Source organism: Streptomyces sp. IMTB 2501 (assembly GCF_001953885.1).
GTDB lineage: Bacteria > Actinomycetota > Actinomycetes > Streptomycetales > Streptomycetaceae > Streptomyces.
In genome coordinates this window covers 41253-52178 of the sequence record NZ_MQUS01000047.1, presented here as the reverse complement: position 1 = coordinate 52178, position 10926 = coordinate 41253, and the positions used below count along the sequence as shown (strand labels likewise).

General features: G+C 69.5%; 8 protein-coding genes. 3 read left to right on the top strand and 5 right to left on the bottom strand.

The genetic code is table 11. The annotated features are described in order from the left end of the window. Positions 1–1000: hydrolase (locus AV521_RS42875; RefSeq protein ID WP_256725950.1), on the bottom strand; the 1000-nt coding region annotated here is incomplete at its 3' end. 180 nt (positions 1001–1180) lie between these two features. Continuing rightward, the gene (locus tag AV521_RS42870; RefSeq protein WP_076097110.1) at positions 1181–2095 is read right to left on the bottom strand and encodes a LysR family transcriptional regulator; all 915 of its coding nucleotides are present in this window, start codon (positions 2093–2095) and stop codon (positions 1181–1183) included. 360 nt (positions 2096–2455) lie between these two features. Here AV521_RS42870 and AV521_RS42865 point away from each other — a divergent pair, with 360 nt between their 5' ends. From AV521_RS42865 to AV521_RS42850, 3 genes are all read left to right on the top strand, one after another. Further along, positions 2456–3151: a type 1 glutamine amidotransferase domain-containing protein gene (locus AV521_RS42865; RefSeq protein ID WP_076097107.1), complete on the top strand. Its 696-nt coding sequence runs from the start codon at positions 2456–2458 to the stop codon at positions 3149–3151. An 87-nt stretch (positions 3152–3238) separates the two neighbouring features. Further along, positions 3239–5737: a pectinesterase family protein gene (locus AV521_RS50195; protein ID WP_218639418.1), complete on the top strand. Its 2499-nt coding sequence runs from the start codon at positions 3239–3241 to the stop codon at positions 5735–5737. Positions 5738–5840: 103 nt separating this feature from the next. Beyond that, a complete protein-coding gene (locus AV521_RS42850; RefSeq protein ID WP_076097105.1) occupies positions 5841–6617 on the top strand; it encodes a DUF1345 domain-containing protein in 777 nt (258 codons plus the stop codon). Positions 6618–6793: 176 nt separating this feature from the next. Here the strand turns inward: AV521_RS42850 and AV521_RS42845 are convergent, their stop codons facing one another. From AV521_RS42845 to AV521_RS42835, 3 genes are read right to left on the bottom strand one after another with little or no spacing between them, the layout of a single operon-like run. Further along, complete coding sequence (locus AV521_RS42845) at positions 6794–9802, bottom strand: serine protease (RefSeq protein WP_076097103.1); 3009 nt, start codon at positions 9800–9802, stop codon at positions 6794–6796. A gap of 1 nt (position 9803) precedes the next feature. Beyond that, positions 9804–10238 (bottom strand): trypco2 family protein, encoded by a 435-nt coding sequence (locus AV521_RS51895; RefSeq protein ID WP_076097101.1) that lies wholly within the window; start codon positions 10236–10238, stop codon positions 9804–9806. Positions 10239–10297: 59 nt separating this feature from the next. Beyond that, positions 10298–10813: a hypothetical protein gene (locus AV521_RS42835; RefSeq protein ID WP_076097099.1), complete on the bottom strand. Its 516-nt coding sequence runs from the start codon at positions 10811–10813 to the stop codon at positions 10298–10300. Positions 10814–10926 lie beyond the last annotated feature (113 nt).

Sequence of the window (10926 nt, the reverse complement as noted above, 5' to 3'; positions counted from 1 at the left end):
TCGGTGCCGAGCCGAAGAACTGGCCGTCCAGGTCGGCACCGGCGGCGATGCGGTGGTCGAGCTGCATGGAGGTGTCGACCGCCGCGCCGCCCAGCGACCAGCCGAACATCCCGATGCGGGACATGTCCACCGACTTCGACAGCCCGGAGGGGAGCGTGGCGTGGCCGGCGTCCGGGTTGCCGCCCTTGCTGATCGTGCCGAGCTGGTTGATGACGAACCGGATGTCGGCCGCGCGCACCTTGAGCGTGTCGGAGGAGTGGGCGCCCGGGGGCATCGTGTTGACCTCAAGCCGGTTGACCGGGAACTGCACCTCGCCGGCGTCGTGGGTGTGGTCGACGGTGACGACGAGGTAGCCGCGGCTGGCGAGGTCCTGGGCGAGAGCGGTGCCCATCGCGCGGTCCGAGTGCAGCCCGGTGGAGTACAGCAGGACGGGCAGCTTGCCGAGCTTGGTGTTCACCGGGGCGAGGACATGGCCCGCGGTCCTCGGCAGGGTCACCTGCTGCGGCGACAGCCCGCGCGAGGCGAGGAAGTGGTCGCCGGATATCGACGGCATCCACGGTGCCTGGTAGTGCCCGGACGTGGCGGTGGCCGGATACCAGAGCGACACCATCAGCTCGCGAGGAGTATCGCCGAGCACGTACGGATCCGTACGGGACTGGTCGACGAGGTGCAGGCCGACCATGCCCACGCTGTACGGCCCGGTCGGCGCGGGCATGTTGAGCTGGAGACCGGACGGATCCGTGCGGCCCGACGCGAGGGCATCGGGGTGCACGGGCTTGTGGTGCAGCGGCGCCTCGTCGTTCTCGGGCGCCCAGGGCGTGTTCGGGTCGGGCTGGTCGGGCTGGTCGGGCGAGAACCCGGTGGCCGCAGGCTTGTCGGACGGCTTCCCGGCGGCCATCGCCGGCGTCATCCCCGCACCCAGAGCGACGGCCAGCGCACCCGCCGTACCGACTGCTCTGGCGATCGCTCTGCGACGGTGGCGCGGGCGTCGGTGTTTCATGGAACCCCCTTGGTGGTCAGCGATCGCAGAACGGGCGATCGACTGCCGCACACCGTACCGCCGCAACGGCCGAACGACCGACGCTCCCGGGTTGCCACCGCTGTGACTTCACGTACCGGATGCCGGGCGCGGTCACGGCTCGATGATGTGCCGGCGCTTCATGAGTGCCGCCGGGCCGGCTCACCAGGTCTTCGCGGCGGCGAGCAGGTGCTCGCGGACGAGTGTCACATGCGGGTTGGCGGCGCTGCCCGGGCGCTGGACGAGGTAGGCGGTGTTGATGGGCGGGTCCTCCGGCTGGTGCAGCAGTTGGAGGGTGCCGGAGGCGAGTTCGGTGCGGCAGAGGTAGCTGGGCAGGACGCTCCAGCCGGCGCCGGCGGTGAGGGCGGTGAGGACGCTGCGCAGGTCCGGGACGGTGATCGCGGCCTGGGCGTGCAGGCGGCGGTCGAAGACGTGGCGCCAGTAGCGGCGGGCGATGGGCAGGTCCTCGGCGTAGGCGATCAGCGGGAGGTCCTCCAGGGCGGTGGGCAGCTCCTGCTCCTGCCCCTTGAGCCGCTCGGCCCATACCGGGGCGGCGACCAGGACGAACTCCTCGTCGGCGAGGAGTTCGGCGTGCAGCGTCCGGCCGCGGGGCCGCCGGGTGGCGACGACGAGGTCGTGGCGTCCTGCCCGCAGCTCTTCGAGCAGCGGTTCGGTCAGCCCGATGACCACCCGCAGCCGGACGCCCTGTGCGACCAGCGGGGCCAGCACCCTCACGCCGGTCACGCTCATGAACTCCGCGGGCCCCGCCAGATGAACCGGTGCCACGGTGCTGCCCGGCTCCTCACCGGTGATGCCGGCCAACTGGTCGAGGGGGGCCGACAGCCGCGCGGCGAGTTCGTCCGCGTGGGGCAGCGGGGTGACACCTTGCGCCCGGCGTTCGAACAGTTCACGGCCCAGGCGGTTCTCCAGCGCCCGGATCTGCGTGGTGACGGTGGACTGCGACAGGCCCAGCTGGCGCGCCGCTGCGGTGAAGGAGCCCAGGCGGTGCACCGCGAGGAAGGTGCGCAGCAGGTTCAGGTCCAGCGGACCGGACCCATGGGTGTCGTGAGCGCTCACGGCTCCGAGCCTACGAGGTACGCGCGGCAGCCACCCGCAGCTCGTCCCCGGGGACCAGGCATCGGGTCATCGATACCTGGTATCGGTCTCTTCATTGGCGCGGATACTTCAGCGGCTTTAGTTTCGGGAACGAAGAGCACCGGGTTCTGTGGATCACCACCGGAGACGTGGGAAAGGTGGTTCAGAAAAACATTCTGGCGATGAGGACCAGTCAGGCCACCTACGCAGCCCGGGCTGCGTGTTCGTCGACTGTTCCACGAGTAAAGAGACCGAGTAAAGAGACCGAGTAATCAGTCCGAAAACCTGGGGTTCCTGCTTCTGTGGGGACCGCCGGATAAACCTGGTTCCAGGAGACCGCACATGTCAAAGATTGTTTTCGTGATGACCGGCGCCGACCACTGGACGCTGGCGGACGGCACCCAGCACCCGACCGGCTTCTGGGCCGAGGAGGCAGTCGCTCCGTACCAGGCGTTCAAGGCCGCCGGCCACGAGATCGTCATCGCCACGCCGGGCGGCGTCGTGCCGCCCCTGGACCAGGCCAGCCTGGCACCGCAGTTCAACGGTGGCGAGGAGGGCGCCCGGAAGATGGCGGACGCCCTCGCCTCGATCAGCGAGATCCAGCACCCCGTCAAGCTGGAGGACGTCGACCTCGACGACTACGCCGCCGTCTTCTACCCCGGTGGCCACGGCCCGATGGAGGACCTGGCCGTCGACGCCACCTCCGGCCGGCTGCTCACTTCGGCGCTGAAGTCCGGCAAGCCCCTCGGCGTGGTCTGCCACGCCCCGGCCGCGCTGCTGGCCGCCACCGAGGCCGACGGCAGCAACGCCTTCGCCGGCTACCGGCTCACCGGCTTCAGCAACGTCGAGGAGACCCAGAACGGCCTGGCGGCGGGCGCCAAGTGGCTGCTCCAGGACCGCCTGGTCGAGATCGGCGCGGACTACCGGGCGGGCGAACCGTGGGCCCCGAACGTGGTCGTGGACCGCAACCTGGTCACCGGTCAGAACCCCGCCTCCGCCGGACCTGCCGCGGCCGAAATCCTGAAGAAGCTGACATGACGTAGCGGCGCCGGAGGAGGCGGCAACCTTTCGGGTCGACGGAGCCACTTGGGGGTGTCACTCCTCCTGGAGGAAGGAAACCCTCTGGTGTCCCCTCAGTCCCATCGGCGTTCTCGCGTCACCCGCCGTACGGCGGTGGCGGCCGGCGGCGCCCTGGCCGCAGTCGGTGGCCTTGCCTGCATCCCCCTGTTCGCCCAGGCCAGTTCCACGCACTCCGCCCGCACGCTGACCGTCGCCGCGGACGGCAGCGCCCCCTACCGGACGGTCCAGGCGGCGATCGACGCCGCCTCGCCCGGAGAGACGATCTCCGTCGCCAAGGGCGTCTACCACGAGGTCGTCACCGTGCCCGCCGCCAAGAGCGGGCTGACCATCGCGGGCGCCACCGGCAACCCGGCGGACGTCGTCATCACCTACGACAACGCGGCAGGAACGAAGAAGCCAGGCGGAGGCCAACTGGGCACCGCCGGGAGTGCCACGGCGACCTTTGCCGCCAAGGACCTCACGGTCAAGAACCTGACCATCGCCAACTTCTTCGGCAAGGCGGCGCATCCCGGGATCAGCGGCCAGGCCGTCGCCCTGAACGCGGAGGGCGACCGGCAGGTCTACGAGCACGACCGCTTCCTCGGCCACCAGGACACCCTGCTGGCCTGGGCCCCGACCGCCACCACGCTGACCCGGCAGTACTTCCGCGGCGACACGATCGCCGGCGACACCGACTTCCTCTTCGGCGACGCCGACGCCGTCTTCGACCATGACACCCTCGTCGCCCGGGACAACGGCGCCGCCGCGGGGGGCCTGAACGGTTTCCTCACCGCGGCCGACACCGACTCCTCGCAGAAGTACGGTTTCCTCATCGCCAACAGCACGGTGAGCAGTACGGCCAAGGCCGACACCTACTATCTGGGCCGTCCGTGGCACCCCTCGGCCACCTCGGTGGCCCAGGTCCTGTTCCGCAACACCGTGCTGCCCGCCGCGATCAAGAAGGCGACCCCCTGGACGGACATGAGCGGCTTCTCCTGGAAGTCCGCCCGGTTCGCCTCCTACGCCGACACCGGTCCGGGTGCGGCAACCAACGCCGGCACACCCCGGCTCACCGCCGCGCAGGCCGCCGACCGCACCGTGCGGAAGTACCTCGCGGGCACCGACGGCTGGGACCCGACGCGGGGCAGCGCGGGCACCGGCGCTTCCGCGAACGCCTCGGGCTCGGCGGGCTCGGCGCATGCCGTCACCTCGGGACCGGCCACCGGTGACAGCCGCCATGTGACCGAGCCGCGTCTTCCGTCCACCACCTGCAAGACGGTCACCGCCCAACTCACCGCCTCCGGCCGCGCCTTCGGTGCCGCTGCGGAGAAGAACCCGCCGGACACCGCGGTCCTCCAGGCCGCCCTGGACGCCTGCACCCGGAACGGCTCGGGCCCGGTGGCCGTGGAGCTGAAGGCATCGGGCTCCCACAACGCCTTCCTCACCGGGCCGTTGACCGTCCACCAGGGCGAGATACTCGTCATCGACAGCGGCGTCACCCTCTACGGCTCCCGCAACCCCGCCTCCTATCAGGTGAAGGGCAAACCCACCTGCGGCACCCTCTCCCCGGCCGAGGGCGGCTGCGCACCGCTGATCTCCGTCTCCGGCGCCCACGCGGGGATCGAGGGCGTGCGCTCCGGCAGCGGCAGCCAGGGACGGATCGACGGCCGCGGCGACCAGGACATCCTGGGCACCTCCACCACCTGGTGGGCGCTGGCCAGGCAGGCCCAGACGGCGAACGAGAACCAGCAGAACCCGCGGCTGATCACCGTCAAGAACGCGGACGACTTCACCCTCTACGACATCGACCTGCTCAACTCGCCGAACTTCCATGTCACTTACCAGAACGGCAACGGCTTCACCGCCTGGGGCGTGCGGATCAAGACGCCGGCCGACGCCCGCAACACCGACGGCATCGACCCCGGCGGCGCGACCGACGTCACCATCGAGGACTCCTGGATCCAGGACGGCGACGACGGCATCGCCGTCAAGGGCGGCAGCGCGGTCCGCAACGTCACCATCGCGGGCAACCACTTCTACGGCACCCACGGCATATCCATCGGCAGCGAGACCGCCGGCGGAGTGACCAACGTGCTGGTGGAGAACAACACCGTGGCCGGCACCGACAGCTCCGGCATCGTCAGCGGCAGCAGCAACGGCATCCGCATCAAGAGCTCCGCCAAGAGCGGCGGTGAGGTCTCCGACGTCAGTTACGTCAACACCTGCATCACCGGCGTCCGTTACCCACTGGTCTTCGACACCCACTACGCGAACGGCAGTGGCTCCCGCATCCCGTACTTCACCGGCATCACGGTGGCAGGCCTGCGCGCGGTGAACTCTCCCTCCAACGCACAGTCGGTCTTCAACGGCTACAGCCCGGCCTACCCGCTGGGACTGACCCTGCAGAACGTCAGCCTCGACCGCGACACCAGCACCGGCCAGTACGCGAAGATCGGCGTGTACGACAGCACCGTCACCCCGTCCGGGACCGGCGTCACCGTGACCAAGGTCCAGGGCAGCGGCTCACTCCCCTCCTGCGCCTTCCCGGCCTACCCGCCGCTGTAGACGGCCGGGCCCCACACCTTTGGGGCCCGGCCGGCCTCACTCGCCGTCCGGCGTTAGTTGCCTGCTTGCGTAATGTGGCAAGCATCTGTCGAGAATGGGGCCCATGACCACGCATGACACCCCGCGCCCCGGCCCCGAGCACTGGACCGAGCTCCTGCATGTCCGCCTGGAACGGATCGAGGGCCTGCTCGCTCCGGCCGATCAGGCGACCGAATCCGAGCGTCCCGCGTGGCAGCGGCGCACCCGAGGCGAGCAGCGCTGGGCCGTGATGGCGGCGCTGCTGGTCGCCGTCTCGGTGCAGTGGGCGCTGCCGGAACGGCTCAGCATCCACCCGCACTGGCTGCTGCCCGTCCTGGAACTGGTCATGATGGCGGCGCTGTGGGTGGCCCATCCGCACCGGCGGATCGACTACAGCTCCCGTCCGCTGCGCGCACTGGGCCTGCTGCTGGCCGCCGCGGTCAGCCTCGCCAACGGCTGGTCGGCCGTCATCCTCGTACGAGACCTGTTGCACGGCACCGAGGGCTCCAACGCCGTGGCCCTGCTGACGGCCGGCGGCGGCATCTGGCTGACCAATGTCATCGCCTTCAGCCTCTGGTACTGGGAGTGGGACCGGGGCGGCCCGGTGGCCCGGTCCCTGGGCACGCACCAGCACCCGGACTTCCTCTTCCCCCAGATGCAGCAGGAGGGCATCGCGCCCGAGGACTGGGAGCCGCAGTACATGGACTACCTCTACGTCGCCCTCACCAACGCCACGGCCTTCAGCCCCACCGACACCATGCCTCTGTCCCGCTGGGCGAAGCTGCTGATGTCCACGCAGTCCACGATCTCGCTGCTGACCCTGGCGCTGATCGTCGCGCGCGCGGTCGGAGTCCTGCAGTAACGCCCGCCGGGCCCGCCGACCCGGCGCTACAGTTCACCCGGCCGTGGTCGAACACCGTGATGCCGTCGGCGAGTTGGCTACATCATTTCCGCCGACCGTGTCCCGGCCGGACGCCGGCCGGGACCTCCAGGCCGACGCCGTCCGGCGCGACCACGTCCCCGTAACGTGGCGGAGCGTTACGTGATGTCCTTGGTCAGTTCGAGGAACCGTTGTGCGGCTTCCGTGGCCAGCGCGCTGTCTTCGAGGAAGCACCCCAGCCATGCGAACCCGGCTTCGCGGTGCCCGTCCAGCTGGGCCAAGCCCCAGGCCGCCCATACGCGTTCGCTGCCGACGAAGGCGGTGTCTTCCACGAAGAGGGTCAGCAAAGCCGCCCCCGCCTCCTCGTACTCCTCCATGCAGGCCAGCTGCCAGGCAGCCCAGGTGCGTCCGTGAGCCTCTGTCGAGGCGTCCTCGGCGAAGCGGGTGAGCCACGCCGCTCCGGTCGCCCTGTGTGCGGGAAGCCCGGTAAGCGCTCGCGCCGCCGTCAGACGATCGCGCGTGGGAAGACCGGTGTCCTCGGCGAAGCGGACGAGCAACGCCGCCCCGGCCTCGCGGTGTCCCTCGATCCGAGCCAATGCCTCCGCGGAATGGATGCGTTCGTCGACTTCGAGAAACGTCCACCGGGCCCAGTGGGACAGCCAGGCGGCGGCACCTTCCTGATGGCCCTCCAGCTGCCCCAGGAAGCCGACTGCTCTCACCCGGTCCCACACCCTGTTGCCGTCGTCCTCGGCGAATCGGGTCAGCAGATCCGCACCGGTCTTCAGATGTCCGTCCAGCCGGGTCAACCACCAGGCCGCGTAGACACGTGCGTCGAGCGGATCGAAGATGCTCGGGCGCTCGATCAGGTGGCGCAGGCGGCGGACGAGGGGCTCCTCGGGAAGCTTGGTCTTCAGGCCCGCCACCAGCGTCATGAGCACGCTCAAGGTCCTCATCTCTCCTCGCTCCGCGAGGGCACCCACGCACCGCGCGGTCTCGGTCGCGACGGAGTCGTCGGCGCCGAGGAGTCCGTCGAGAAGGAACCCAAGGTAGGAAACGGGTAGATCGGGCGGCTTCGGGGGACTGTCGGATGAACGTTCTTGATCGGGGAACAACTCGCGGAGCAGCTGGGCACGCGCCGTCTCGTGACGTGTCGCGTAGCGCGCGGCGTGGTATTCGAGGAACGTCCGATGCGGGAAGCCGAGACCATCGGCGCGGTGCACAAGCAGGCCGGTGTGCAGAAACAGGTCCTCCAAGAACGCCTCCCAGCGCTCCGGGCGAACCTTGCCGGGACGGCGCACGGCTTCGTGCGAGGCCAGCGCCTCGGGTACGGAGGACTCGTGACCTGTGAACCACCGGTGGGCCACGTACTGGATCAGCTCGGGCAGCTGCAGGTGCACCTGCCGCGCGGCGGCATCCGCTTCCTGGCGCGCTCGCGCACTCTGCACACTCCCGACCAGACGCGCAATGGATGCTTCATGGCTGTCCGCGATCCGTTTGCTCTCGTTGTTCACATAGAGCAGGTCGGTGAACTCCTCGTAGACCGCGGTACGGCCGTTGGGCAAGGTGCGCTCGGGATCGATGACGTACAGCTGGCAGAGCATGAACGCCATGAGCGGGGTGCGGGCGAGCTCCTCCAAGGAGATGTCGCGCAGCTCCCGCGTGAACCGGTGAGCGCGACGGGCGGCCTCCTGGGGCGACCACCGGGCAGCGAAGTACCGCCCGGCATAGTTGTCCAGGTCGTCGGTGGTGAAGGGTTGCAGTTCGTAGTGGGGTACCTGGCGGTCGAGAACGTTGAGTTCATGCTCGGCCAGCGGACGCGTCGCGATGACACACCGGTAGATCGGGGGGTCGCTCGCGACAGCGCCGGCCAGCTTCTCCAGCACCGTGCGGCGCTCAGCGGCCGTGGCGAGCTCGTCGAGATCGTCGACGAGCAGTTGCCAGTACGCTCCAGGCCACGGCGGTTCCCGCAGGCGGCCTTCCGACAGTCCCGGATACCGTCCGCACCCGGTGAGCTTTCTGGTGGCGGCGGCCAGTGCTTCCGCCACCTGGGTCTCATCCCCGGTGAGGGTCCGTGCGCTCACCCACACGGGGACTGCCTGCTCCTCGTCCCCTGATGTCTGCGCGTCGTCGAGCAGGACGGCGGCAGCATCACGCAGCCGTATGCGCAGAGTCGTGGACTTGCCGCCCCCCGGGCCGGCGATGAGGACGCACATGCGATCGGCCTTGCGGAAGATGGTCTCGACGCCTTCCGCCGGTACACCTCCGTCAGGGGTGTGCCGCGCAACGGCGGCGTCATCGCTTCGGGACACAGCCTGGTCCCGGGACACGCGGCTGCTGCGCTGGCGTACGAACACCTTCACCAAGGACGGCGGCGCGCTCGGGCCGAAGACGCTCTGATACGGATGCTGCTCGCCGGCCTTGCGGGCGGCCAGGAGGTATTCGCGCATCGTGTCTTCCGCCGCGCCTGTCACACCTTGGGCGGTCAGCTCGTCCACGACGGCGGTGGTGCCGCGGTGACCGTGCCGGCTCACCACGTCGGCGAAGCCCGGAAGGCGGAATGCCTCGTGGACGGGGACGGCTTGCAGACGGCGCCAGGCCATCGTCCGGTTGTCCTCGGACACGACACCGACAAGCCGGCCGTGGCAGAAGACCGCCGAGCCGGACGCGCCCGCCCAAGGGCGCTCCGCATCGGCCCGAAGCGCCGGCCGGACGCGGCAGTCCAGCACCCAGCCCACCGAAGTCGTGGAGATCGCCGGCAGGTGTCCGCGCACGAACTCGAACTGCACCTCGGCGCCGCCGCCCACGGCGGCGAAAGCGGGGAAACCCGCTCCCTCGAACGGGACAGGGGCCACCCCACCGGGCCGTCCCCACCGTACCGGCCCTCCATCGGTCGACACCGGTTCCGCGAGCCACAGCAGTGCCACGTCGAGAGCGTCGTCAGGGGGAACACCGTGCTGGGGATCCGGCCAGCACACCTGTGCCTCCACTTCGACCGGCCCGGCGCCGTAACGCGGATGGCCCACCCTTGCCGTCACCCTCCGGACCCAGCGGCCCTCCCGCCGTACGACGTGCAGCGCCGTCAGGACGAGTTGCGGGCCCACCAGGTACCCGGAGCCGGAACCAGGTGGGCCACCGGTCCGGACCAGGGTCAGTCGCTGCGGGTCCATGTCACTTCTCCCATGCCCGCGGACGCCCGGCCTGTGCGGCGGCTTCCGCGGTGTCGGGCGACCGCTGGGCGTCAGGTGACGGCTGGACGTCAGGCGACCGCTGCGGTGACCCGTCGTCGCACATGTCCAGTCCTCCGACGTCACGACGGATCGGGAACGTGGAGCCGCCCAGGGCCTCGTCGCGTACCTGCAACGTCAGTGTCAGTACCTGCCGTCGGGAACGGCCCAGCACACCGCCGGCTTCCGCGCCGGCCCTGGCGCCCAAGGCCTTCACTTCCACCTTCGCTTTGCCGTTGCCCTCCTGGCGGAACTCCAGTTCCAGTGACAGCTCGGCCTTCTCCACCTCGAACCGGAGTTGCTGATGAGCTCCTTCCGCCTGGGCCGCGTACAGTTCGCGCCGCAGCTCCGCCAGCGCTTCGGAAAGGGAAATTCCCATGCTGCCTGCTCCCCCCACGGGCGTTCCACCCGGAGCGCCCCTGGTGATGTGTGCTCTGATTACTGCCAGCCGCGCTCGACCTCGACGGTGTTGGAGACCTTGCCCGCACCTGCCGGCAGGCTCCACGCGCAGTCGCCGTGGAGATTGGCCAGCAGCTTCTGCTCCTGGTCGTCATTGACGGTCAGGTAGTAGAGGGATCGCGTGGACCCCACCGGCGAGGTGTGCACATCTCGCTCAGAGGTGTATGTCTTCTTCTCCGCTTCGGGGCCGATGGGATCACGCGGGCAATAGACAGGGTGCTCTGTCCCCTTTTTCCCGACGCCGTCCATCTGGCTGATGAGGTAGTACTTCGTGCCCGTCGGCGGCGGGCACATGAGCTTGGCCGTGGTCTCGAACGTGCCGCCCACCTGGCTGGGAGCGTCGAGCCGGACGGCGGGGAACGCGCAACTCTGTGTCGACTGCGGTTTGTCGTCCGTCTTGTGCATGCCGAACCAGCCGTTGATGAACGCGGTGCCGACCGTACCGGCGACGGTGATGATCGCCGCACCGACCGTGGCGTTGAGCCGCCATCCCATGACTCCCCCTCGCACCTGACTGAGTGTGCCCGAAAGGTGAACGCAGTGTGAAGGCCCCATGGTTCCCGTAAGGGCGAGAAACTTCGAAAATGCACGAAAGTGACTGCTGTGAA

Coding starts and splice junctions, on each gene's coding strand:
- AV521_RS42865 (WP_076097107.1), top strand. CDS start 2,456: ATGTCAAAGATTGTTTTCGTGATGACCGGCGCCGACCACTGGACGCTG.
- AV521_RS42850 (WP_076097105.1), top strand. CDS start 5,841: ATGACCACGCATGACACCCCGCGCCCCGGCCCCGAGCACTGGACCGAG.
- AV521_RS42845 (WP_076097103.1), bottom strand. CDS start 9,802: ATGGACCCGCAGCGACTGACCCTGGTCCGGACCGGTGGCCCACCTGGT.
- AV521_RS51895 (WP_076097101.1), bottom strand. CDS start 10,238: ATGGGAATTTCCCTTTCCGAAGCGCTGGCGGAGCTGCGGCGCGAACTG.
- AV521_RS42835 (WP_076097099.1), bottom strand. CDS start 10,813: ATGGGATGGCGGCTCAACGCCACGGTCGGTGCGGCGATCATCACCGTC.